24 protein-coding genes and 1 riboswitch are annotated in these 23,176 nt (G+C 45.8%); of the genes, 23 read left to right on the top strand and 1 reads right to left on the bottom strand.

Features of this window, described 5'->3' with window-relative positions; genetic code table 11:
- The first annotated feature begins 67 nt into the window (after positions 1-67).
- The 14 genes from AC58PQ_RS02105 (at position 68) to ytfJ (ending at position 12,656) form a co-directional block, all read left to right on the top strand.
- Positions 68-700: a stage V sporulation protein AA gene (locus tag AC58PQ_RS02105; protein WP_497240327.1), complete on the top strand. Its 633-nt coding sequence runs from the start codon at positions 68-70 to the stop codon at positions 698-700.
- A gap of 5 nt (positions 701-705) precedes the next feature.
- Complete coding sequence (locus tag AC58PQ_RS02100; RefSeq protein ID WP_497240624.1) at positions 706-1,119, top strand: stage V sporulation protein AB; 414 nt, start codon at positions 706-708, stop codon at positions 1,117-1,119.
- 24 nt (positions 1,120-1,143) lie between these two features.
- A complete protein-coding gene (locus tag AC58PQ_RS02095) occupies positions 1,144-2,775 on the top strand; it encodes a spore germination protein (protein WP_497240326.1) in 1,632 nt (543 codons plus the stop codon).
- Between the two features lie 162 nt (positions 2,776-2,937).
- Entirely contained in the window at positions 2,938-4,269 is a 1,332-nt protein-coding gene (lysA, locus tag AC58PQ_RS02090) for a diaminopimelate decarboxylase (RefSeq protein ID WP_497240325.1), read from the top strand.
- 115 nt (positions 4,270-4,384) lie between these two features.
- Positions 4,385-4,816, top strand: a complete 432-nt coding sequence (locus AC58PQ_RS02085; RefSeq protein WP_477594980.1) for a peptidylprolyl isomerase — start codon at positions 4,385-4,387, stop codon at positions 4,814-4,816.
- A gap of 321 nt (positions 4,817-5,137) precedes the next feature.
- Positions 5,138-5,318, top strand: a riboswitch (FMN riboswitch).
- A gap of 233 nt (positions 5,319-5,551) precedes the next feature.
- Positions 5,552-6,661, top strand: coding sequence for a bifunctional diaminohydroxyphosphoribosylaminopyrimidine deaminase/5-amino-6-(5-phosphoribosylamino)uracil reductase RibD (gene ribD, locus AC58PQ_RS02080; RefSeq protein ID WP_497240324.1), 1,110 nt, complete (start codon positions 5,552-5,554; stop codon positions 6,659-6,661).
- Positions 6,662-6,677: 16 nt separating this feature from the next.
- Complete coding sequence (gene ribE / locus AC58PQ_RS02075) at positions 6,678-7,349, top strand: riboflavin synthase (protein ID WP_497240323.1); 672 nt, start codon at positions 6,678-6,680, stop codon at positions 7,347-7,349.
- 21 nt (positions 7,350-7,370) lie between these two features.
- Entirely contained in the window at positions 7,371-8,600 is a 1,230-nt protein-coding gene (locus AC58PQ_RS02070) for a bifunctional 3,4-dihydroxy-2-butanone-4-phosphate synthase/GTP cyclohydrolase II (RefSeq protein ID WP_497240322.1), read from the top strand.
- Positions 8,601-8,652: 52 nt separating this feature from the next.
- Positions 8,653-9,123, top strand: a complete 471-nt coding sequence (gene ribH / locus AC58PQ_RS02065; RefSeq protein ID WP_477594988.1) for a 6,7-dimethyl-8-ribityllumazine synthase — start codon at positions 8,653-8,655, stop codon at positions 9,121-9,123.
- On the top strand, positions 9,123-9,764 hold the full coding sequence (locus tag AC58PQ_RS02060; RefSeq protein WP_497240321.1) for a site-2 protease family protein: 642 nt from the start codon (positions 9,123-9,125) through the stop codon (positions 9,762-9,764). The genes ribH and AC58PQ_RS02060 overlap by 1 nt, the downstream gene beginning before the upstream one ends.
- Positions 9,765-9,780: 16 nt before the next feature.
- Positions 9,781-10,572 carry a segregation and condensation protein A gene (locus AC58PQ_RS02055; protein WP_497240320.1) on the top strand — a complete coding sequence of 264 codons (792 nt, stop codon included), beginning with the start codon at positions 9,781-9,783 and terminating at the stop codon, positions 10,570-10,572.
- The gene (scpB, locus tag AC58PQ_RS02050; RefSeq protein ID WP_497240623.1) at positions 10,556-11,161 is read left to right on the top strand and encodes an SMC-Scp complex subunit ScpB; all 606 of its coding nucleotides are present in this window, start codon (positions 10,556-10,558) and stop codon (positions 11,159-11,161) included. The genes AC58PQ_RS02055 and scpB overlap by 17 nt, the downstream gene beginning before the upstream one ends.
- 189 nt (positions 11,162-11,350) lie before the next feature.
- Positions 11,351-12,052 (top strand): DUF2953 domain-containing protein, encoded by a 702-nt coding sequence (locus tag AC58PQ_RS02045; RefSeq protein WP_497240319.1) that lies wholly within the window; start codon positions 11,351-11,353, stop codon positions 12,050-12,052.
- A gap of 118 nt (positions 12,053-12,170) precedes the next feature.
- On the top strand, positions 12,171-12,656 hold the full coding sequence (gene ytfJ / locus AC58PQ_RS02040) for a GerW family sporulation protein (protein ID WP_497240318.1): 486 nt from the start codon (positions 12,171-12,173) through the stop codon (positions 12,654-12,656).
- A 54-nt stretch (positions 12,657-12,710) separates the two neighbouring features.
- On the opposite strand, the gene AC58PQ_RS02035 is transcribed toward ytfJ, so the two are convergent.
- A complete protein-coding gene (locus tag AC58PQ_RS02035; RefSeq protein ID WP_497240317.1) occupies positions 12,711-13,067 on the bottom strand; it encodes a TetR-like C-terminal domain-containing protein in 357 nt (118 codons plus the stop codon).
- A gap of 553 nt (positions 13,068-13,620) precedes the next feature.
- Here AC58PQ_RS02035 and AC58PQ_RS02030 point away from each other — a divergent pair.
- The 9 genes from AC58PQ_RS02030 (at position 13,621) to AC58PQ_RS01990 (ending at position 23,066) form a co-directional block, all read left to right on the top strand.
- A complete protein-coding gene (locus AC58PQ_RS02030; protein ID WP_497240316.1) occupies positions 13,621-14,814 on the top strand; it encodes a D-alanyl-D-alanine carboxypeptidase family protein in 1,194 nt (397 codons plus the stop codon).
- 43 nt (positions 14,815-14,857) lie between these two features.
- Positions 14,858-15,457 carry a nucleoside recognition domain-containing protein gene (locus tag AC58PQ_RS02025; protein ID WP_477595119.1) on the top strand — a complete coding sequence of 200 codons (600 nt, stop codon included), beginning with the start codon at positions 14,858-14,860 and terminating at the stop codon, positions 15,455-15,457.
- A 6-nt stretch (positions 15,458-15,463) separates the two neighbouring features.
- Positions 15,464-15,997: a spore maturation protein gene (locus AC58PQ_RS02020; RefSeq protein ID WP_497240315.1), complete on the top strand. Its 534-nt coding sequence runs from the start codon at positions 15,464-15,466 to the stop codon at positions 15,995-15,997.
- Positions 15,998-16,109: 112 nt separating this feature from the next.
- A complete protein-coding gene (locus AC58PQ_RS02015) occupies positions 16,110-16,856 on the top strand; it encodes a pseudouridine synthase (RefSeq protein WP_497240314.1) in 747 nt (248 codons plus the stop codon).
- 83 nt (positions 16,857-16,939) lie between these two features.
- Positions 16,940-17,473: a redoxin domain-containing protein gene (locus AC58PQ_RS02010; protein ID WP_497240313.1), complete on the top strand. Its 534-nt coding sequence runs from the start codon at positions 16,940-16,942 to the stop codon at positions 17,471-17,473.
- Positions 17,474-17,508: 35 nt separating this feature from the next.
- Positions 17,509-19,170 carry a cytochrome c biogenesis protein ResB gene (resB, locus tag AC58PQ_RS02005; protein ID WP_497240312.1) on the top strand — a complete coding sequence of 554 codons (1,662 nt, stop codon included), beginning with the start codon at positions 17,509-17,511 and terminating at the stop codon, positions 19,168-19,170.
- Positions 19,167-20,426: a cytochrome c biogenesis protein CcsA gene (gene ccsA, locus AC58PQ_RS02000; protein ID WP_497240311.1), complete on the top strand. Its 1,260-nt coding sequence runs from the start codon at positions 19,167-19,169 to the stop codon at positions 20,424-20,426. Before resB ends, ccsA begins: the two co-directional genes overlap by 4 nt.
- Positions 20,427-20,462: 36 nt before the next feature.
- The gene (locus AC58PQ_RS01995; protein ID WP_057312096.1) at positions 20,463-21,176 is read left to right on the top strand and encodes a response regulator transcription factor; all 714 of its coding nucleotides are present in this window, start codon (positions 20,463-20,465) and stop codon (positions 21,174-21,176) included.
- Positions 21,177-23,066 carry an ATP-binding protein gene (locus AC58PQ_RS01990; protein WP_497240310.1) on the top strand — a complete coding sequence of 630 codons (1,890 nt, stop codon included), beginning with the start codon at positions 21,177-21,179 and terminating at the stop codon, positions 23,064-23,066. It begins immediately after the preceding gene.
- The last annotated feature ends 110 nt before the right edge of the window (positions 23,067-23,176 follow it).

The following is a 23,176-nucleotide window of genomic DNA, read 5'->3' as shown; positions in this document are numbered from 1 at the left end:
TACTATTCCTATACATGGATGATTGCAGGAAGTATTGAGATCGCCTAAACTCTGAGAGGAGTGAACCATGGTCCAGGTACTAAGCAAGTATTTGTACATTCGACTTCGCCGTAAAGCACGTGTGCGTAAAGGAAGTATCGTGAGGCTGCATCATATTGCACAACTCTTTGTGGAGCCTGAATATGAACAGGCCCTGAATGAATTAGTGATTCACCAGCCCCAACAAGAGGATGGGAATCGTGTGCTTATCGATATGCTACTGATCATTCGTAAAGTGAAGAAATTATTTCCTGAGCTGCAGGTTGAGCATTTCGGAGAACCTCACGTTCTTTTAGAGATATACACCGATAATAAGAAGGCAAATCCATTGCTGATCGGCATTGTTTGGCTGCTTTTATTCATCGGCTCAGGGCTAGCTATTATGAATTTCCATGCTGACGTCTCCATGTTGACCGTTCATCAGCGGATCTATGAACTGATGACAGGTAAAAAGGTGGATCATCCACTCATTTTGCAAATTCCGTATTCCATTGGGATCGGAGTCGGCATGGTGCTTTTCTTTAATCACTTGTTTAAAAAGAAATTCAATGAAGAGCCGAGCCCATTGGAAGTTGAAATGTTTATGTATCAAGAAAATATTAATCATTATGTGATTACCGAAGAGTATTCGAAAATCCATGAAGAAGGGGACGCGAAGTGATTACGCTGCTCGGGGAAGTTTTCCTAGCTGCATTTATCGGCTTAGCAGGAGGTATTGCGGTTGGGAGCGGCATGGTTGCTTTTTTAGTTGTTCTGGATATCATTCCCAGATTAGCTCAAATCACACGATCATTCTCCAAAATTCATGCCTACGAAGCAGCAGTCGTTCTTGGTTCTCTGATGTTTACCTGGGTGGATTTCAGTGATCTGCACATGCATTTATTCCCTATGGGAGCAGCACTTTTTGGCTTGTTTGCAGGCAGTTTTGTAGGTTTGCTTGCCGCAGCACTGACTGAAATTGTCAATGTGCTGCCGATTTTGGCTAAACGGGTGGGGATGGATTCCTATCGGATCGTGTTATTAATGGCCATGATATTCGGCAAGGTTTTTGGCTCCTTGTTTGAATGGATATTTTATTAGTCGGTGGATGAAGGAGGCGCACCAGTGAAATTTATTGTTAGAAATGGTCAACACAGCGATGAGGAGAAGCTAGAAGAAACGCAGGAGGAGGAGGAGAAGCAAAGTAGTCAAGAAGAACAGCTTGCTGTCGATGAGAAAGGTAATTTATCGGCATACAATCCGATTACAAATATGACGCCGCAGGAGAAGGCACTAAAGATTCAAGAAGATATTCCAAAAAGTCTTCGAGAAGTGCAGCGTGTATTGGAAGAACGTGTTGGCTTGAATCGAAGCTTCGATCTCGTGCTTAGAGAGATGGTATTCGGCTCTAAACGCGTAGGTATCTTTTACTGTAACGGGTTTGCAAAAGATACGGTCTTGACGGATATTATCACTCGACTTACGTATGCAGATAAAGAAGATGTATCCCACCATACCTTAGAAACGTTTATAGAAAAACTAATACCTCACATCCAAGTTAAACATTATAAGAAAATGTCGGAGATCGTTGGACAAGTATTAATGGGGGGGACCGCCTTATTTATTGAGGGTGAAACATCGGCGATTGCCGTTGATGTGAAGAGCTTCCCTGTTCGATCTATTGCTGAACCTGATTTGGAACGTGTCGTTAGAGGTTCGCGCGATGGTTTTGTAGAAACACTGTTAATGAATGTTACCCTTGTTAGACGCCGCATTCGCGATGAGCGATTTAAACTTGAAATCATGCAAATTGGAAAGAGAACGAAGACGGACGTCTGTCTCGGATATATCAACGATATTGCGGATGCGACACTTGTCCAAGATATTAAAGACAAAATGAAGCAAGTAGAGATTGATGGTCTGCCCTTAGGTGAGAAACAATTAGAGGAAATCATTGTAAATAAGGGCTGGAATCCATATCCCATGGTTCGCTATTCAGAAAGGCCGGATGTTGTCTCGGCACATTTACTAGAAGGTCATGTTTGCGTATTCGTGGATACCTCGCCAAGCGTGATGATTTTGCCTACGACGTTTTTCCATCATGTGCAGCATGCCGAGGAATATCGCAATACACCTTTTATTGGCACTTATTTAAGGTGGGTCCGCTTTGCTGGGATTATAATGTCGATCTTCTTGCTGCCACTCTGGTATCTGATGGTAATGGAGCCTTCATTGAAACCAGCGGGTCTAGAATTCCTTGGCCCGCAGAAGGAAGGTACTTTACCGCTCCTTATTCAATTCCTGATTGCAGATATAGGAATCGATCTGATGCGGATGGCAGCGGTACATACCCCTTCACCGCTTGCAACTGCAATGGGTTTGGTGGCCGCGATTCTGGTAGGAGACATTGCCGTTAAGACAGGACTCTTCATAAACGAAGTCATCCTGTACCTTGCGCTTGCGTCGATCGGGATGTTCGCTACACCAAGCTATGAATTAGGCTTGGCGAATCGAATCGTGAGGCTAGCCTTATTAATTACGGTGTCCATTTTTGGAGTTCCCGGCTTTGTGATAGGCTCCACACTTTGGTTAATCTTGCTGGCTTCGAAGAAATCCTATGATGCACCCTATATGTGGCCGTTCATCCCGTTTAATGCCAAGAGCTTTTTCTCTATCTTACTGCGTCGACCCATGCTGGCAAGCAAAACAAGGCTAAGCATTACGAAGCCGATTGATGGAACCCGACAACCTAAATGATACTGTTTAAAAGGGCTGGATTTCTCCTGCCCTTTTTTGTTTGTTCTAGGCGCATGTATTGTCAAATACGCGTGCACTATGGTACTTTTATTAGTATGTGTGCGACCTCTTAAGCGGAATTTGGCAAAGGGTAGGTTGGAGTAGAGAGGGGAAAATATAGCTATGTACTTACATGGTACCAGTAAAATAAATGACCAAGGCCACCTCGAAATTGGCGGTGTTGATACAACGAAGTTAGTTGCCGAATATGGCACGCCTCTCTATGTTTTTGATGAGGCGCTTGTACGTCAGCGTTGCCGTGAGTTCGTTGAAGCTTTTGGGGCCTCAGGTCTGAAGTTTCAAGTGGCCTATGCAAGTAAAGCATTTTGCGTAATGGCGATGTGCCGAATTGTTGAAGAAGAAGGCATGTCTCTGGATGTTGTATCCGATGGAGAGCTGTATACGGCGCTTCAAGCAGGATTCCCAGCAGAGCGTATTCATTTTCATGGCAATAACAAAACGATTTCTGAAATGGAAATGGCCATTGACGCTAAAATTGGTTGCTTCGTCGTGGATAACTTTATTGAGCTGCAGATGTTAAATGCGATTGCGGCTGAGAAACGTCAAAAAGTGAAAATTTTATTGCGGATTACGCCAGGTGTTGAGGCGCATACGCATGAATATATTTCAACCGGCCAAACGGATTCGAAATTTGGCTTCGATTTGGGCAATGGCTCGGCATTCCGTGCGATTGGGGAGGCTTCTCAGCTTTCGAATGTAGACTTGCTAGGTATTCATTCCCATATTGGCTCGCAAATTTTTGAAGTTGAAGGCTTCCGCATCGCGGCTGAGAAAATGGCTGAATTTGCCATTCATGTTCGGACAGAATTAGACGTCACTTTCAAGGTAATCAACCTTGGCGGCGGCTTCGGAATTCGTTACGTAAGTGAAGATACACCGCTTCCAGTAGCTGTATATGTTAAGGCGATTACGGATGCGATCAAAACGAACTTCGGCAGTAACGGATACCCGCTACCGGAAATTTGGGTTGAGCCAGGTCGCAGTATCGTAGGTGATGCAGGGACTACACTTTACACAGTCGGCACAACGAAGGATATCCCTGGTGTACGTAAATATGTCGCTGTGGATGGCGGTATGACTGACAATCCGCGTCCTGCTCTGTACGAAGCTGTTTACGAGGCGGGTCTCGCTAACCGCGCTGCGGAGCAACCAGATGAGGTTGTTTCCATTGCCGGGAAATGCTGTGAAAGCGGCGATATGCTGATCTGGGATGTAAACTTGCCGAAGGTAGCCGCAGGCGATATTCTAGCAGTGTCGAGTACAGGGGCTTACAATTACTCGATGGCGAGTAATTACAACCGTATTCGCAGACCAGGTGTTGTTTTTGTTCAAAATGGGCAAAGCGACCTTGTCGTGAATCGTGAAACATTCGATCAAATCATTGGCAATGACGTCATTCCTGCGAGAATGAAACAAGTAACCAAGACGATTTAATACCAGCACGAAACAGCAGGAGGCCCCTATTGGCTTAGGGTTCCTCCTGCTGTTTGTGTAATGCAGTCATTCATAGTAGAATAAGATATTATTTCCTAAAGGAGTGAACCACAAAATGGCAAAACAAGCAAAAATTCAACTAGCAGGTGGCGGAGAGGTGCTTATCGATCTTTTTGAGAACGATGCACCGAACACAGTCGCTAACTTTGAAAAACTAGCAAACTCCGGTTTCTACAACGGACTTGTTTTTCACCGCGTAATTCCAGGATTCGTAGCACAAGGTGGTTGCCCAACTGGAACAGGAACTGGTGGTCCTGGCTACCAAATCAACTGTGAAATCAACCCAAACAAACATGAGCGCGGATCCCTAGCGATGGCACATGCTGGCCGTAACACAGGTGGAAGCCAATTCTACATCGCATACCAACCACAACCGCATTTGGATGGTGGACACACAGTGTTTGGTAAAGTATCCAAAGGTATGGAGCTTGTTGATGCTTTCAAAGGCAAAGACAAAATGGAAAAAGTAGAAGTTGTAGAAGTTTAATTAAATGCTGAAGAAACTGCTCAGACTTAGGTCTGGGCAGTTTTTTTTCAAATTTATCAAATACGAAGTTGCCAAAACCAATAATTCCGACAAGTTTTCTGAGATAAAATGAAAAAAGACCTTGCAATTTTCATGCGTGAGTGATAAATTTTTGTGTAATGATAAAAGCCCTACCGAGGTAATTCGAAGACGAGCGACCGCGTTTAGAGGTAGATTTTATCGCCAATAAGAAAGCTGTTTTCGGGAACCGAAAACTTATACTTTCTTATGTGGAAAAGAAATTAGTAGCTAAGGTTTAGTTATTACTTCTTAAATAGTATGCAAAACCTTCGGGGCGTGGTGAAATTCCACACCGGCGGTGATTCGTAGGCATGTACGTGTACATGGTTACGATCAGTCCGTGACCCGTTGTGAAGCTAGCGGTACCTGACAACAGCTTCGCTACGGTTGACCTGGTGTAACTCCGGGACCGACAGTATAGTCTGGATGGGAGAAGGAAAATGCGAATGCCAATTCGCTAGCATGCTTGTTCATTTTTTCACATTAACCAAAATTCGGCAGGTCTGTCTATTGAGGCTACCTCGTCGGTGTTGTTTGATTTGATCAAAAATGCGGCAGGCATAGTAGCTGAAGCTTATTCGTGTTATCTAAACAATCTCTGGCCCCCATCCGATAGCGGAAGGGGCTTTTTTGCATTAGATTTCAAGGACTGAATGAAGAAGGCGGTGATCAGCCATGCAGATGTTAAATGACGAAGCCTATATGCGACTTGCGCTTCAGATGGCGGAGAGCGCGCTTGGACAAACAGGCATTAATCCTGTTGTTGGCTGTGTCCTCGTCAAAGAGGGCCGCATTGTTGGCATGGGCGCACATCTGAAGCGCGGTCATGGACATGCGGAGGTTCTAGCGCTGCAAATGGCGGGTGAGGAAGCAAAGGGAAGCACCGCCTATGTTACCTTGGAGCCCTGCAGTCATTATGGCAAAACACCGCCATGCAGCGATCGTCTCATCGAAGCGGGTGTGACTCGCGTTGTTGTGGCAACTACAGATCCGAATCCGTTAGTAGCAGGGACTGGGATCGCAAAGCTGCGTGCACATGGTTTGGATGTGAGTGTAGGCTTGCTAGGCGAAGAATCCGCCAAGATGAACGAGGCCTTCAACAAATTCATCGTTACGCGCATGCCGTTCGTGACGATGAAGACTGCAAGCACCCTCGACGGCCGCATCGCTTCCAAAACTGGCGACAGCAAGTGGATTACATCCCCAGCGTCGCGTGCCTTCGTACATACCCTGCGCCATCGGCATCAGGGCATCCTCGTCGGCGTCCAGACGGTCATCGCCGACGACCCGCAGCTGAGCACGCGCGGCGACGTACCGGCTGTGCAGCCAGTACGCATCATCGCGGACTCGCAGCTGCGAGTCCCGCTCGGCGCCCGCGTGCTCACGGAGCAGGATCGTCAGCCGACGATCCTGCTCGCGAGCGCACAGGCACCCGCAGATCGGCGTGCCGCGCTGGAAGCGCGCGGCATCACGGTCCTCACCTGCGGGGACGGCCCGCAGGTGGACCTGACGCTCGCCATGCAGCAGCTGGGCGAGCGCGAGATCGGCTCCATCCTCCTCGAGGGTGGAGGCCGCTTGAATGGCGCCATGCTGGAGCGACGCCTGATTGATAAGCTGGTGCTGATGTTTGCGCCGAAAATTATCGGCGGGGGCCTAGCAGCACCTGTGAACATCCACTTCGACGGCTTCGCGAAGATGGACGATGCCATTACGCTCGACCGACTGAGCGTCGAGCAATTCGGGCCGGATGTGTGTATGACCGGCTATCCGATCTATAAGAGCTAGAGAATGGAGGAGTGGCATGTTTACCGGCATAGTTGAAGAAATCGGCCACATGCGCCGCATTCATAGTGGAGGGCAAGCGATGGTACTAACCATTGGTGCACGTAAAATTCTGGAGGATGTCCATTTAGGGGACAGTATCGCTGTTAATGGTGTCTGTCTCACGGTCATTTCTTACGATAGTGATTCATTCTCCGTTGATGTGATGCCTGAAACATACCGAAAGACGAATCTTCGCAAGCTTCAATCCGGCACCCGTGTGAATTTGGAGCGGGCCATGGCAGCGAATGGTCGATTTGGCGGGCACATTGTGCAAGGTCATGTGGATGCCACAGCAACGATCCTTTCTCGCACGCCAGAAGAGAATGCTGTCGTATACCGATTCGAACCAGAAAATCCACATATTTTCCGTTACATGATACCTGGTGGTTCCATCACGATCGATGGCATTAGTTTAACTGTTGTAGATGTCACAGAACACGATATGTCCGTTTCGATAATTCCGCACACCCTTGCGCAGACTGTTCTCCATGACAAAAAAGCAGGTGACACGGTCAACATCGAATGCGACGTACTCGGCAAATATATGGAGCGACTGCTCAAATTTGGGCCTTCTGCGTCTTCCCATCGCGGGGAACCTAAGAAAAGCACGCTGACTGCAAGCTTTTTAGCAGATAACGGCTTTATGTAAGTTTAGTTAGGAGAGGTGTATATGACACAACCCATTCGATTTAATACGATTGAAGAGGCCCTCACGGATCTGAAGATAGGTAAAATAATTATTGTTGTAGACGATGAGGATCGAGAAAACGAAGGCGATTTTATCGCGCTTGCCGATAAAACAACACCTGAAGTGATCAACTTCATGATCAAAGAAGGACGTGGGCTTGTCTGCACCCCGATCACCGAAGATAGAGCCAGAGAGCTTGATTTGCCTCCGATGGTGGCACGCAACACAGATTATCATGGCACAGCCTTTACGGTGTCGGTTGATCATACGGATACAAGTACAGGGATTTCAGCGCATGAGCGTTCCAGAACGATTCAAGGCTTGATCGATCCAACGACGAAACCGCAGGATTTCCGTAGACCTGGACACATTTTTCCTTTGATTGCCAAAAAGGGCGGTGTTCTCCGCAGAGCTGGTCATACTGAAGCTGCAATTGATCTTGCAATCCTTTGTGATTCGTATCCCGCAGGCGTCATTTGTGAAGTCATTAAGGAAGATGGTACGATGGCTCGCGTTCCTGATCTAATGGAAATCGCTGCGAAACATGAGCTTTGCATCATTACCATTCAGGACTTAATTCAGTATCGGAATCAACAAGAGAAATTGGTGAAGCGTGAGGTTGAAGTGGATTTGCCGACGGATTTCGGTACTTTCAAAGCGATTGCCTATACGAATCAACTGGATAACAAGGAGCATGTAGCTCTGGTAAAAGGAACGATTGATCCTTCCAAGCCTACTCTGGTGCGCGTACATTCGGAATGTTTGACGGGAGATGTGTTCCATTCCCATCGTTGTGATTGCGGTCCCCAGCTTGACGCGGCATTAAAACAGATTGATGAAGAGGGCAATGGTGTATTATTATATATGCGTCAAGAAGGTCGCGGTATCGGTTTAATCAATAAATTGAAGGCGTATGTCCTCCAAGAGCAGGGATTAGATACGGTAGAAGCGAATATTAAGCTTGGATTTGCTCCAGATCTTCGTGATTATGGCATTGGTGCTCAAATTCTGAAAGATCTTGGCATCACGAAACTCCGTCTATTAACGAATAATCCTCGCAAAATCAAAGGCTTAGAAGGCTATGGGCTTGAAGTAGAGGAGCGCGTTCCGATTCAAATGGAAAGTAAGAAAGATAACCTTTCTTATTTGCAAACAAAGCAACAGAAGCTAGGCCACATGCTGAGTTTTAATGACGTAGGCAAAGGCATTTAATTGTAGATTATATTCCATCCAATTCGCTTTAACAGAAAGGGAGATTCTAACCATGGCAACGATTTATGAAGGACATTTAATCTCACAAAATTTAAAATACGGCATCGTCGTAGGACGCTTCAATGAGTTCATTACTTCCAAACTACTAGGTGGTGCACAAGACGCGCTTAAACGTCATGGTGTTAACGAAGATGAAATCGACATTGCCTGGGTTCCAGGCGCATTTGAACTTCCCTTAATCGCACAAAAAATGGCGGAAAGCGGCAAGTACGACGCTGTTATTACCCTTGGTGCAGTGATACGTGGATCAACGCCGCATTTTGATTATGTGTGCAGCGAAGTGGCGAAAGGTGTTTCCGCAATTAACTTAAAAACAGGCGTACCTACGATTTTTGGTGTGTTAACAACGGATTCCATTGAACAAGCAGTTGAACGCGCGGGAACGAAAGCAGGCAATAAAGGCTGGGAAGCTGCCGTAACTGCGATTGAAATGGCTAATTTGACGAAGCAATTCTCTTCCTAATGCTTGCTTATTATCATTTGGAAACATTGCTCCCGCGGCTGTTCGCGTTTCTAATCGCCATGACCCTGCATGATACAGCACATGCTGGGGTCGCTTGGCTGCTTGGAGATCGAACGGCTCGTGAGAGCAAACGGTTTTCGCTGAACCTCTTGGCACATCTCGATGTCTTGGGGCTCTCGATGATCGTCTTCGGGCCTTACGGTTGGTCAAAGAAAATACCGGTCGATCCCGACCGTTTTCCCAAGTATAAAAGACTATCACATACACTTGTATATCTAGCGGGACCTATCACGAATCTCGTGCTTGTTCTGTTTTTTTGGTGGTTATACTTCTTCTTGCCCACGCTACTCGGTGCTTCAATCGAATCTATCGTCGTGGAACAATGGCGTGTTTATTTACAATATTGTATCATCGTTAATTTAATGATTGGTCTCATACATCTGCTTCCGCTCTATCCGCTCGATGGTTGGTTTATTTGGAAAGGCCTCGTCTCACCTCCGAAACAGCGATGGATGACAAGACACGAGATCAAAGCACTGATTCTTGTAATCGTTTTAATGGTTACTCCCATTGGTCAATGGGTGCTCAGTCGTATTTATCCATACGCCGTACAGGTAATTATGCAACTTTATTCACTATGACAAGGGGAAGAACGAAATGAAGGTTACCTATAAATTAGAAGCATTTGAAGGCCCCCTTGATCTATTGCTTCATCTAATTGATAAAAATGAACTCGACATTTACAATATTCCGATCAAAGAAATTACAGATCAGTACCTTGGGTATGTACAAGCCATGCAGGAGCTGGAGCTAGATATTACGAGTGAGTTTCTAGTCATGGCAGCCACGCTGCTCTCCATCAAAAGCAAAATGCTTCTACCTAAGCCGCCTGTTATTGAATATGACGAATATTTTGATGATATGGATGATTCGTTAGACCCGCGCGCCGAGCTCGTTGCCAAATTGATTGAATATCGGAAATATAAATCGATTGCCGATATGCTTCGTGATAAAGAGGTAGAGCGCAGTCTCGTGTACACACGGGAACCGGAGGATTTAACGCCTTATTTACCAGAAACACATGAGAATCCTGTGGAAGGACTCGATCTCGCTGATTTACTTTTTGCTTTTCAACGTACACTGCGTAAATTAGCCAATCGGAATGTTGTTGCACGGATTAGGCGGGATGAGATCTCGGTAAAAGATCGAATTCGTGAAGTTGTGGATTTGCTTAAAATAAAAGGCGGTAAGCTGTTATTCTCCAAGCTATTCGATTATGAAATGACGCGGGAAGAGATCGTTGTAACCTTTTTAGCTATCCTTGAATTGATGAAAATGAAGAAAATTATGTGCTACCAGAATCAGCTTTTTGATGATATCGTCATTCAAGCCAAAGAGGAGGGATCTGACCTTGACACTCAATTTCGGGCAGATGAAATCAATTATTGAAGGACTTCTCTTCGCCTCTGGCGACGAAGGTCTGGATCTCAAGCAACTTGCTGAAGTCATGGAGCTTGATGCCTATGTGATTAAAGATTTGTTGAAAGATATGCGAACCGACTTCAAACGTAAAGGACGAGGTGTCCAAATCGTAGAGGTTGCTGGCGCTTATCAGCTTACAACCCTAGCGGAGCACGCTCCTTATTTTGAGCGACTCGCCTATACGCCTTCACGTTCTTCGCTTTCCCAAGCTGCCTTAGAGACATTATCGATCGTTGCTTATAAGCAGCCTATCACGCGAGTCGAGATCGAGGAGATCCGCGGCGTGAAGTGTGACCGAGCGCTTGCTACATTAACAGGTAAGGACTTGATTACAGAGGTTGGACGTGCGGATGCAGTGGGTAGACCGATTTTGTACGGAACGTCGAAGCAATTCTTAGAGTATTTCGGTCTTAGTTCGATTCAGGAATTGCCAGACTCCGCAAACTTTCAGGGTAATTTTGATTTGGAGGAAGAAACACGCATGCTGTTCGATCGCCTAGGTGGAGAGCAGAAGCAATTAACTCTAGAAGATGTGAGTGATGAACAGTCAGAGTAAATATGCATTTCATTTCCTTTTAGAGGTCATACTAACTCCACCTGCGAGAAGACTTATTCTTGCAGGTGGAGTTTTTTTGAAATATTAGCGTGTATTGTTTCACTTGATAATTCGGGTATATTTTTAGATAAACGCTCCCGTCCTTAAAGGACGGCGTAGCCGTTTATTTCAGCTAAGGAGGCGGAAGTGTTGCTGTGGGTTGGATTGGCCGTCTTGGTTGTCATCATCGCAATGATCGTTGTGCTATGCAGCCATTTGCGCAGTGAATTTTATTTCTCCCGAGTGAAGGATAACGATACGCTTTCCGTGGAGATTCGAGGGCTGTTTGGACTCGTGCGATACCGATATGTCATCCCCATCATTCAATTTAAAGGATTCACGCAAGGGATCTTGATTAAGTCGGAGAAAATAACGCAACATAGCGCCAAGCTAAAAGATGAGACGAGAGACCATATTACGAAGGATAAAGTCATCACCTTTTATAAAGAAGCGAAAGATGTTCTGGTACATACGCTGAATTTATATGGCTGGATGAAGCAAACCTTAGCCAAAGTGGAGTGTACGGAACTCAAGTGGATAACGCGAGTGGGTCTAGGTGATGCTCCTGAGACTGCGATTACGACCGGAGCCGTTTGGGCGATTAAGTCATCGCTGCTCGGGTTCACGATCCGTTATGTAAAGCTGATAGCAAAGCCGCGCATTGATGTCATTCCGCAATATAATGAAAAGCAATTTGCAACGGAGCTTCGTTTCGCTGGTCGTATACGTGTCTGGTTTGCTGTTATAGCAGGCATCCGCTTAGTGTACCGAGCTGCTAAAGTCAAAGGCGGCATTCGAAGCTGGATCCAATTCGCACTTAAGGCGAGAGCCAGATTTAAACCTGCATCGTGAGTTTTACATAACCCCATGCCAGTAGGGGCACTCTAGAACTGAACCAAGAAAAGTCTTATGATGCTCGAGCTTTCGATGCCAGTTCGTAGTGCGAATAATGCTAAGGAGGAATATGAAGATGTCCGAACACCCGATTCAAGGCCTCATGAAAGTCGCCATGGAAAATATAAAAGAAATGGTTGACGTAAACACAATTGTCGGTGACCCTGTCGAAACGCCTGATGGTAGTGTCATCATGCCAATCTCCAAAGTTGGCTTTGGTTTCGCTGCAGGTGGCAGTGAGTTTATGACTGACTCCGAAATCGAAATCGAAGGGGGCAGTATGAGTAGAGGAGATGCACTCAATGCCAAAGTCGCTCTACCTTTCGGTGGCGGTAGCGGTGGTGGGGTTTCGATTACACCTATTGCTTTCCTCGTCGTTGGCAAGAATGGCGTCAAGGTCGTACCGCTCGATAACCAAACGCATATTCTGGAGCGTCTGATCGATTCTGCGCCGCAGGTTGTGGATAAGATCCAAAGTATGATCAAAGGCATGTCAGCGAAGCCTCCGGCTGCTGTTTCAACCAGTGTCACCAATGTCGAGAATCAGAATTTTATCGTGTAGCAACTGGTCATTATGAGCTGTCCTTTGTGGACAGCTTTTTTCTGTGCAAACTATTCAATCGGTTGAGCTTTTCAAAGCGGTTTTAGCTTCCGAAGGGCGCCAGTTAATGATTTTAATAAGCTGATCTTGCATATAAGAAGGTGAATATTTAAACTCGCTTTCAACCCAGTGGAATATGAGACCGAGTAAAGCGTGAATCGAATAGATGCTAAGCAGCTCTTGATCCATATCGGTGTCTCTTTCCGAATAGATTAATTCTTCTTCGGTTATTTTTTTTAGTGCTGTAAACATGGTTTCTTTCAGTTTGGGAAGCACATCGCTTTTCACTAAAACGGTATAGATGGCAGCGTTTTGGAAAAAATGTTCAAAGATCATGACAGATTTGGCTGGCAGTTCATGAATTCGAAACACTTCGACTTTTTCAGAAGGGCTTTTGTGCCATCAATGAAAGTAGGGCTTCTCTTAAAGCGATTTTACTTCTTACGATGCGACGATCCGTTTTTTTAGTATTTTCCGACATTCCAACTCATTCCTTTTTGGATTTAATGAACAAAACCAATCATTTTGTTCGTTAGCTAACAAACGAGCTTTTTTTACTGATTGTATCAAACTTGATACTCTATTATTCTCCAAGTGAAAGAAGTTCTATAGGCACAATTCAGTCGTTTATTCGCACAAACAATGCTTTGTTAACGGTACAGTAGTTACAGCGGATGCGGGCTGGACGGCTTACTAATCGATAATCAAATACGGTACATTTGGTGGTAACGCCAAATAACTTGTTTAGCCTGTTGATTCATTCAACAGGCTATTTCTAATTCCCAGACACGCAGCATCTTCTCCAAGTCGCAACCAATTCTCGGACATATCCCTCGTCCACACGCATATACTTGTACAAAGTTTTATCAATTGATCTGATCAAGGAAGTGTACAAGTTCGCTCGTGTAGGAGGATAACGTAAAAAATGAAAACTAAAGTCCAGTTCATCTTCATTTGCTGTGCCTTACTTGGTTTGCTAATTGCGCCATGGTCCTATGTGGAAGCCGCGCCGCCAAGCATACATACCAATGCGGTTGGTGCTTCTCTCGTCGATGTGGAATCAGGACGTGTCCTATATAGCGAAAAAGGGGACACACCTATGCGTATAGCAAGCTTGACCAAAATTATGACCGCCATCATTGCGATTGAACAAGGTGATCTCACGAGCATGGTTAAGGTCAGCAAAAACGCCTTCGGGAAAGAAGGGTCTTCGATCTATTTGAAGCTTGGGGAAGAAATGAGACTACATGACATGCTGTACGGACTCATGATGCGCTCGGGAAATGACGCGGCGACTGCAATCGCAGAGCATATAGGAGGCAGTGTCGAGGGCTTTGTCTACCTGATGAATGAGAAAGCAATGAGTCTAGGCATGGATCATTCGCATTTCACGAATCCTTCCGGACTTGACGAAGGAGAGGGTCATCGCTCTAGTCCTAATGATATGGCTAAACTGACTGCCTACGCGCTGAAAAATAGTGTTTTCGCAGAAATCGTGTCTACGAAGCTGAAGAAAGTGCCAAATCCGAATGAGGCATGGGATTATTCCTGGCTGAACAAAAACAAGATGCTCTCCATGTTTGAAGGTGCAGATGGTGTGAAAACGGGATACACCAAGCTGGCTAAGCGCTGTTTAGTGTCTTCAGCAACGCGAGACGGACAGCAGCTTGTCGTGGTTACCTTGAATGACGGAGATGACTGGGCGGACCATGCGAAACTGCTCCAATACGGATTTAAGAATTTTCCGCTGCAAACCCTTGTGAAAAAAGGCGACGCCATTGAAGGTACGCCATGGGTGGCAAGTCGAACCTTCAATTATCCCCTCGCAGAGGGTGAATCTGCTAGCCTAACACACCAAGTAACCTTAGTAGATCCGATGACGACCGAGTATCGGTTAGCTGAGCGTGGATCTCTACAGATTTCTTTAAAGAATAAACGGATTCAGACCATTCCAATTTATGATAAAACAAATCCATTGCTGCAAGTACCTGAGAAAGCGACGTTTTCTTTTCAACCTAGCAGTCCTTATAAGGAAACGATGCTGACACGATATGGCTATATCTGCAGGATGTTAGTGCATGAACTTTTCAATCTATCTGGCTCCAAGTGGGCGGATTAATCTAGGTATGTGTTTCGAGCAAAAGGGTAAGGAGTGCTAATCTATGGTGAATTGGATATGGCTGTTTTTTATCGTTGTCGGTTTCCTCGTCGCGGCAATAAATGGAGATGTAGAGTCTGTTACACAAGCGGCATTTGATGGGGCAAAAAATGGCGTTACGGTATGTTTTGGATTAATTAGTGTCTTAGTATTCTGGATGGGGATGATGCGTATAGCGGAAGATGCGGGCGTTTTACTCAAGCTGGCCAAACTTCTTCAGCCTGCCGTACGCTTCCTATTTCCAAGCATTCCTAAGAATCACCCAGCGATTGGCTATATCATGTCGAACATGAGTGCTAACATTCTAGGCTTAGGTAACGCTGCCACCCCGATGGGGATTAAAGCGATGCAGGAGCTGCAAAAGCTGAATCCGAATAAGGAGGAGGCGAGTACGGCCATGTGTACACTATTGGCACTCAACACGTCGAGTATCACTTTGATTCCGACGACGCTTATCGCTATTCGGATGAATTTCAATTCCATGAACCCAGCAGAAATCGTAGGCACAACACTCATTGCAACCATCATCTCAACAACAGCGGCCATATTCGTGGATCGATGGTATCGCAGATCGCGCTCACCTATCCCTCCGCTGAAAGGATGAACCAGCATGTACGCACTCGTTTCGCTCATTTCGGCTTGGGCAATTCCGATCATGATTGTTTTCATTCCCTTATACGCAGCTTATCGTAAGGTTCCCGTCTATGAATCGTTTGTAGAGGGAGCCAAGGATGGCTTCGATACAGCTATCAAAATAATTCCCCACCTCGTCGGCATGATGGTAGCGATTTCGGTGTTTCGTGCATCCGGCGCGATGGACATGCTGATTGGTTGGATGCGACCTTTTTTCGAAAGCATCGGTGTGCCAACAGAGGTGCTGCCGTTAGCCATTTTGCGTCCCATTACGGGAGCGGGCTCATTGGCTTTTACGACGGATCTGATCGAGCAATTTGGTCCGGATTCGATGATCGGGCGGATAGCGTCCACCGTGCAAGGCAGCACGGATACGACTTTGTATGTGATAACAGTATATTTTGGCGCAATTGGGATTAGAAAAGCAGGCTATGCCCTTAAAGTAGGCTTAATTTCGGATGCCGTTGGCTTTATTGCATCGCTTTTTATTTGTTATTTGGTATTTTCATAAAAGGGTACTGCCATCAAAGCCATCATTCTGTCACCTTCTGTCAGTTATTGCGGGTTGCCGCTTGAGATTTGTGGTTAAGTCCGTTATCATTAACTTGAGGTGAAAGCGGACAATGGAAAGACTGCAAAAGGTATTAGCCGAAGCTGGGATCGCATCCCGCCGGAAATGTGAAGAGATCATTACAGCGGGACGCGTGCAAGTGAACGGTGAAGTCGTCACGACGCTGGGTGTGAAAGTGAATACAGCTGAAGATGAAATTAGGGTAGATGGACGTGCGATAGGTCAACAGAAGAAGATCTATGTCATTTTAAATAAGCCCAAAGGTGTTATTACAAGTGCAACGGATCCTGAAGGACGTAAAGTTGTCACAGACTTCTTGCCTGGGATTAGAGAACGTGTATATCCTGTGGGTCGACTGGATTATGATACGGAAGGCCTTCTCATTCTAACGAATGACGGTGAATTTGCTCATTTGCTAACGCATCCGAAGCACCATGTACCGAAGACGTATCAAGCGACGGTAAAAGGGGTGCCGCACGGCACGTTATTAGATAAGCTAAAAATGGGCATACAGTTAGAAGACGGCATGACAGCACCTGCTGAGGTCGAATATGCGGATGTGAACATGGAGAAGAATGAGTCGGTTATTCAGATCACGATCTATGAAGGAAGAAACCGCCAAGTTAGACGGATGTTTGAGGCGATTTCATTTCCCGTTATCAGATTAAAGCGGATTAAATTCGGTCCCATCTTCTTAACAGGTCTGCCAAGAGCGAAGTATCGCCACTTGACGCCTAAAGAGGTTGAAGAGCTTAGGAACGAAGCTCTAAGGACACATAACGTTCAAAAAGGCCAATAAGAATTGGCCTTCTTTTCGTTATAATAAGGGTATAATTCGATATGCAAAAACTAACATTGTCGAAAAAGCGAAGGTGATTAACAGTGGGTCGTAATAAGAAGTGGGTACAGATTGGGATCTTTGCAATCGTGCTCATTATTGGCGTGTTTACGATTATTACAAATTTGTCTGCTTCAGCGAGCAAGAAGTATCCACAGCAAGGAGATAAAGCGACAAACTTCTCCTTAATTGGGTTAGATGGCAAGACGCACGAGCTCTCTGACTATAAGGGAAAAGTCGTGTTAGTGAATTTCTGGGGGACGTTTTGTCCACCTTGTAAAGAAGAAATGCCTGATTTACAGAAGATGTATGACAAGTATAAGAGTCAGGATGTTGTATTCCTAGAGGTCAACGTGGACAAGAACAAAGTTACCGTACAAAGCTTCATGGAGCAATACAAATTAAATATGCCAGTACTTTTGGATGCCAATGAGGTCGTACGCAAATTGTATGGGGTCATGGATTATCCGACAACCTTCTTCATAGGGAAAGATGGCAAAATAGCTGTGAAAAAAATAGGCCAGATGGATGAGTCTTATATTGATGAGACGCTGTCTAGTTTGGTTAGTAAATTGTAATGCGAACGCATGCTCAATGTTTTTAGGAGGTCATCATGTTCTACAATACCAAATGCGATTGCGGGCATCAGAACCCCACAGGCACCACGCTGTGTGAATCGTGTGGCAATCCGCTGATCGATATCGATGGCAGAGACATTCTGGAAATGCGCTATGATGGCATGGCTCGTCGTTCGCAGAAATCAGATCCATCCCTGCTCGATAAAGTCTGGAATTTCTTCTCCTCGGTCAAAATAGCAGTATGGATCATTTTCATTACATTGCTAGCTTCAGCTGTAGGCACGATTTTTCCACAAGAGAATACATTTCTGGACATGGATCCGACCCAATATTACACAGAAAATTATGGAAAACTGGGGAGTATTTATCACTTTCTAGGCTTCTCTCATACCTTCAGCTCCTGGTGGTTTATCACGTTATTATTCATGATTGGGACTTCTCTCGTCATTTGCAGTCTGGACCGGGTTCTCCCCTTGTATCGGGCATTATCCAAGCAGCAAATACGCAAGCATATCAATTTTCTAGTTAGGCAAAATGTTACATTTGTAACTGACTTGCCTGCAGGTACGGATGAGATCGCTTGGACGAACAAGTTTGGTGCGCTTCTACGCAAAAAAAATTACCGTGTACATACCGATGGTTCCGCTCTTCTTGCTGAGAAATATCGCTTTAGCCGTTGGGGTCCCTATATCAATCATATTGGACTCATTATCTTCTTAATCGGCGTGCTGATGCGCAGTATTCCTGGCTGGCATATGGATCAATACATGGGCATTCTAGAAGGCGAAACGAAGCCAATCCCACATACGTCGTATTATATTAAAAACGAGAAGTTTACACTTACGCTTTATGATGAGCAGGAACTTCCTGAAAGCATTAAAGCCAAAGGGCAGATCGTTCCAAAAACATATGAGACGCAAGCCGTTTTGTATCATTGTACCGCGAATTGTGAGGATGGGGCAGAATCGCCAGTTCTGGAAGAAGTCCATAAGTCCAACATCATCGTGAATCATCCGCTGAATTACAAAGGCCTGCAAGCCTATCAGTTTGATTATAAAGCGACACCACTGCTGATCTCGGTGAAGCCTACACTTAGCAATCCAACAACAGGCGAGACGTATGGCAGCTTTGATCTACCGATGAATAATCCGAAGGATTCCTATCAGGTAGGACCCTATAAGCTTACGCTGAAAGGCTTCTTCCCAGAGTTTGGCTTAGAGAAAGGTCAACCGATCTCGAAGTCGAATGAACCGAAGGCCCCAGCATTTATTTTTAGCATTACAGGACCAGGACTCGCCGAAAAAGGTGAACCTTATCTATATTTCCCAAGGCAAATTGATAAGGAGTCTTTCTCACAAGATACGATTAATGGTGCAATTAGCCAGAAGTTGAAAATTGCAGTTGGCTCCATGGAAGGTGTCCAGTTTGCGAACTATACAACCTACCTGAACATTCGCGTAGATAAAGCGATGCCGTATATCTGGGTGGGTTCCGCGATCTTTATGATCGGTGTCATCATGGGCTTCTACTGGCAGCATCGCCGTATCTGGATTCGAATTGATAATGGCAAGCTTACGCTCGGCGGCCACACGAACAAGAATTGGTTTGGACTTCGGAATGAAGTTGCTGCCGCACTGAATAAGAATGGTTTGGAAGTTTCACCGAAAACATTAGCAAATGGAGGAAACCAGGGGTGAATGTAAACTCTGTCAGCAGCACATTTTTACTTATTGCTTTTTTCGTATATTTGCTCGCATTTTTCCTGTTTGTCCTATCGATTACCGGCAAAAGGTGGAGCAACCGGAAGCCGGAAGATCACACGAAGCAGTGGGGATTCGTTGCTTTCATCACATCAGTAGTCGGTTTTGCGTGTCAAGTGACGTTCTTCTTCACAAGATGGGCAGAAGGGGATCATATCCCAACTTCTAATATGTATGAGTTTATGACCTTCCTCGGAATGATGATCATGGCTGCATTCTTGGTCGTGTATCTCATTTATCGGACACCGGTTCTCGGGGTATTCGCGTTGCCGGTTGGATTTATCATCATTGCTTATGCTTCTGTTTTCCCAAGTGAGGTACAGCCGTTGATTCCTGCCTTGCAGAGCTATTGGCTTAAAATCCACGTGACAACCGCAGCGACCGGAGAAGCCTTCTTCGCCGTTGGTTTTGCTGGTGGCTTGATGTATCTACTTCGTGCTGTGGACTATAAGGGGACTACGAAAACGGATAAAAAAGAGCAAAGAGGTGTCGAGCTAACCTTGTTCTTTATTTTAATGCTTGTGGCATTTATTGCTTCGATATTTACATTTAATGGATCAGGTTACAAAGCTGTATTCTCCAAAGATGTCATTGTCACGAACGCTCAAGGTGTTCAGGAAACGAATCATACAACAGAAACTTATGTATTGCCTCCGATTGTGCAACCTTATGATACCCAAGTGGTTGAGATGAAGTCTTTTCTAGGTATGTCTGAGCCGTTATTTACAGCACCATCCTGGATGGAAGGGGCAAGCGCTGGACGTAAATTAAACACAGTTATTTGGTCCATTCTTGGGGGGCTAATCCTTTATGCGATAGCTCGTCTAGTTGCTCGTAAACCGTTAGGAGCAGCGATTGGCCCGATTGTAAAAGGAATGGATGCAGAAGATCTGGATGAAATCAGTTATCGGGCGATTGCGATTGGCTATCCCATCTTTACACTAGGTGCACTCATCTTCGCAATGATTTGGGCACAGGAAGCTTGGGGTCGTTTCTGGGGATGGGATCCGAAGGAAGTATGGGCGCTGATCACTTGGCTATTCTATGCCGTATTCCTACATCTTCGTCTTTCCAAAGGCTGGCAAGGTAAGAAATCCGCATGGTTAACCGTAATTGGATTTATCGTAGTTATGTTTACCTTAGTCGGTGTGAACTTAGTGATAGCAGGTCTGCATTCCTATGCAGGTGTATAAAATCAAGCACGTACAATAAAAAGGATGTGACGCTCGATGGAATTGAAGCCTAGTATACTCGTTGTAGATGATGAAGAACGTATTCGCCGATTGCTCCGCATGTATTTAGAGAAAGAAGGCTATCTCATTGAAGAAGCGGAAGATGGCGAATCCGCCTTGCGGATGGCAACCGAAACCGACTTTGATCTAATCTTGCTTGACGTTATGCTGCCAGGCATTGATGGCATCGAAGTGTGTGCTCGCCTTCGTCAAGTAAAGTCCACGCCAGTCATCATGCTGACAGCGAAGGGCGAAGAGACGAACCGTGTGAGTGGATTTGAAGTGGGAGCGGACGACTATGTCGTCAAACCGTTCTCACCTCGCGAAGTGATTTATCGTGTCAAAGCTATTCTTCGTCGCTCTTCGGCGACAGCGTACTTATCCAAGGATGCAAGCTCCAGCAATAATATTGTTTTCCCGAACTTGATTATTGAGCATGATGCACATCGTGTAACCGCTGGTGGTCAGGAAGTTGCACTAACGCCGAAGGAATATGAATTGCTTCATTATTTGGCTGTTTCTCCTGATAAGGTTTTCTCGCGTGAGGAGCTTCTCAAGGATGTTTGGAACTATGAATTTTTCGGTGATTTACGTACCGTTGACACGCACGTGAAGAGACTCCGTGAAAAATTAAACAAAGTATCCCCGGATGCTGCAGCGATGATTACGACCGTGTGGGGTGTAGGCTACAAGCTAGAGGTGCCTAAATAAGTGTTTATTTTCAGAAGTGTCGTAGGAAAGCTGTGGTTAACGATTATTGGCCTAGTTGGGGTTATCTTGCTCATACTAGGCTTTTTTCTTGTCAATTATATGGAAAATTATTTCTCGCAGGCAACAGATCAAAAGGAACATATGAAGACGATGGCTGCCAAACTGTCAGAAGAAGCCTCTCAGCACATGTATAATGAACAGTTTTATGCGTTAAGTAATGAGCTGCTAAGCTTCCAGGATTCGCGCATGCTGGTGATTTCTAAAGATTTGAAAGAAATGGTTATTCCAACAACGCAAGGCAGTGAATTGGTTAACTTCCACGTCTCCGATTTTTACAAGCCAGAGGAGCTTAAACCGGTCTTTGAGGGTCAAACACTAGATAAAAAAGTGAATAGAGCAGGCACAGGCCGATTTGAATCGGGGACTGAATATCTCGTTGTTGCGGTTCCGCTTTTTAATTTGGAGGGTGCGATTGTTGGTGCCACCTTGCTGTATCAGTCCTTACAATCCTTAGAAGCAACTCAATCCTATATGTTAAGATTGTTTGTTTATGTTTCGATTGTAGGATTTCTGATGACTACCTTCTTCGCCTTCTTCTTATTCTCGCGAATCACAAGGCCGCTGCAGCAACTGAAGAAAGCGGCTGATTTCATCACGATGGGGGAATACGGAACACGCGTACCGATCCTATCCAAGGATGAGATTGGTGAGTTGGCGAAAACATTTAATCATATGGGCGAGAAGATGCAGGAGAGTATTCATGCTCTCAGCCAAGAGAAAGAACATTTATCGAGCATTCTTCGCAGTATGACAGATGCGGTCATTACACTTGATGTGAATGGTTCAGTCATGCTCAGTAACCCGCAAGGGGAGAAGATTATTCAAGAGTGGGGCACGATTGAATGGTCAGAAGATCAAGGGGAGCCAAGACGGTTCCCTCAACCGGATACTTCACTTGGAGATTGGGGACTCATAAGCTTTAGCAACCCATCCTCCGCCAGTCCCATTCCCGTGCCGTTGATTCCTCTCTTTGAAGCGGTTGTCGATGATTCGGCAGAAGCTGCTACCAAGCTTCATGTGCAAAATGGCGTGTGGTCCGTGGCGATGACGCCGCTCTATTCCCTTGATCAAGTACGCGGCGCTGTGGCCGTTCTACGTGATGTGACGGAGGAAGAGCGTCTCGATAAGCTTCGCAAGGATTTCGTGGCGAACGTCTCGCATGAGCTGCGTACGCCGATTTCGATGCTGCAGGGCTACAGTGAAGCCCTGCTCGACGATATTCCCTCCACGCCGGAGGAACGCGTGGAGCTGGTGCAGGTCATTCACGACGAGTCGCTCCGCATGGGGCGCCTCGTCCGTGACCTGCTCGATCTGGCGCGGATGGAAGCCGGCCATCTCGAGCTTGTCTTCAGGGAGGTCGAAATCGACTCCCTGGTGAAGCGCATGCACCGCAAATTCGCGGTGCTGGCCAAAGAGCGCGGCATCGCGCTAAGCGTGGCGCTGCCAGAAGAACCTCTCATCCTGCATCGCGCGGATGAGGATCGGTTGGAGCAGGTGCTAACGAACCTGCTCGACAATGCCTTCAGGCATACGCCCGCAGGGGCGCGTATCGCCTTGAAGGCGGAGACTGGCCTGTACAAGGAGCGGCCAGCCATCCGCATTGAGATCGTCGACGAGGGGCAGGGGATTCCCGCCGAAGATCTGCCGTTCATCTTTGAACGCTTCTACAAGGCGGACAAAGCGCGTACGCGCGGTTCCTCGGGGGGGACAGGACTTGGCCTCGCCATTGTAAAAAACATTATTGATTCCCATCATGGCAGTGTTACGGTACAAAGTATGTGGGGGCAAGGAAGTACATTTACCATTTGCTTACCCTGCGAACACAAATAAACAGAAAATTGCGCGAATTTCGACACATGAAAAAGGCGAATGCGGAGTTGAGACTCAGCATTCGCCTTTATTTTGTAGAATATTCAGACAAAATCTTGTTGTTCGTGAAA

This window comes from Paenibacillus sp. J22P143 (assembly GCF_059692035.1).
The sequence above is the reverse complement of the archived record's forward strand: the minus strand, read 5'-3'. Positions and strand labels throughout refer to the sequence as shown.

Excerpts from the sequence above, each read along its gene's own strand:
- ytfJ (WP_497240318.1), top strand. The coding sequence starts at position 12,171 with ATGTCCGAACACCCGATTCAAGGCCTCATGAAAGTCGCCATGGAAAAT.
- AC58PQ_RS01995 (WP_057312096.1), top strand. The coding sequence starts at position 20,463 with ATGGAATTGAAGCCTAGTATACTCGTTGTAGATGATGAAGAACGTATT.
- AC58PQ_RS02060 (WP_497240321.1), top strand. The coding sequence starts at position 9,123 with ATGCTTGCTTATTATCATTTGGAAACATTGCTCCCGCGGCTGTTCGCG.
- AC58PQ_RS02055 (WP_497240320.1), top strand. The coding sequence starts at position 9,781 with ATGAAGGTTACCTATAAATTAGAAGCATTTGAAGGCCCCCTTGATCTA.
- ribE (WP_497240323.1), top strand. The coding sequence starts at position 6,678 with ATGTTTACCGGCATAGTTGAAGAAATCGGCCACATGCGCCGCATTCAT.
- AC58PQ_RS02085 (WP_477594980.1), top strand. The coding sequence starts at position 4,385 with ATGGCAAAACAAGCAAAAATTCAACTAGCAGGTGGCGGAGAGGTGCTT.
- AC58PQ_RS02025 (WP_477595119.1), top strand. The coding sequence starts at position 14,858 with ATGGTGAATTGGATATGGCTGTTTTTTATCGTTGTCGGTTTCCTCGTC.
- lysA (WP_497240325.1), top strand. The coding sequence starts at position 2,938 with ATGTACTTACATGGTACCAGTAAAATAAATGACCAAGGCCACCTCGAA.
- ribH (WP_477594988.1), top strand. The coding sequence starts at position 8,653 with ATGGCAACGATTTATGAAGGACATTTAATCTCACAAAATTTAAAATAC.
- ribD (WP_497240324.1), top strand. The coding sequence starts at position 5,552 with ATGCAGATGTTAAATGACGAAGCCTATATGCGACTTGCGCTTCAGATG.
- AC58PQ_RS02020 (WP_497240315.1), top strand. The coding sequence starts at position 15,464 with ATGTACGCACTCGTTTCGCTCATTTCGGCTTGGGCAATTCCGATCATG.
- AC58PQ_RS02015 (WP_497240314.1), top strand. The coding sequence starts at position 16,110 with ATGGAAAGACTGCAAAAGGTATTAGCCGAAGCTGGGATCGCATCCCGC.
- AC58PQ_RS02030 (WP_497240316.1), top strand. The coding sequence starts at position 13,621 with ATGAAAACTAAAGTCCAGTTCATCTTCATTTGCTGTGCCTTACTTGGT.
- resB (WP_497240312.1), top strand. The coding sequence starts at position 17,509 with ATGTTCTACAATACCAAATGCGATTGCGGGCATCAGAACCCCACAGGC.
- AC58PQ_RS02105 (WP_497240327.1), top strand. The coding sequence starts at position 68 with ATGGTCCAGGTACTAAGCAAGTATTTGTACATTCGACTTCGCCGTAAA.
- scpB (WP_497240623.1), top strand. The coding sequence starts at position 10,556 with ATGAAATCAATTATTGAAGGACTTCTCTTCGCCTCTGGCGACGAAGGT.
- AC58PQ_RS02070 (WP_497240322.1), top strand. The coding sequence starts at position 7,371 with ATGACACAACCCATTCGATTTAATACGATTGAAGAGGCCCTCACGGAT.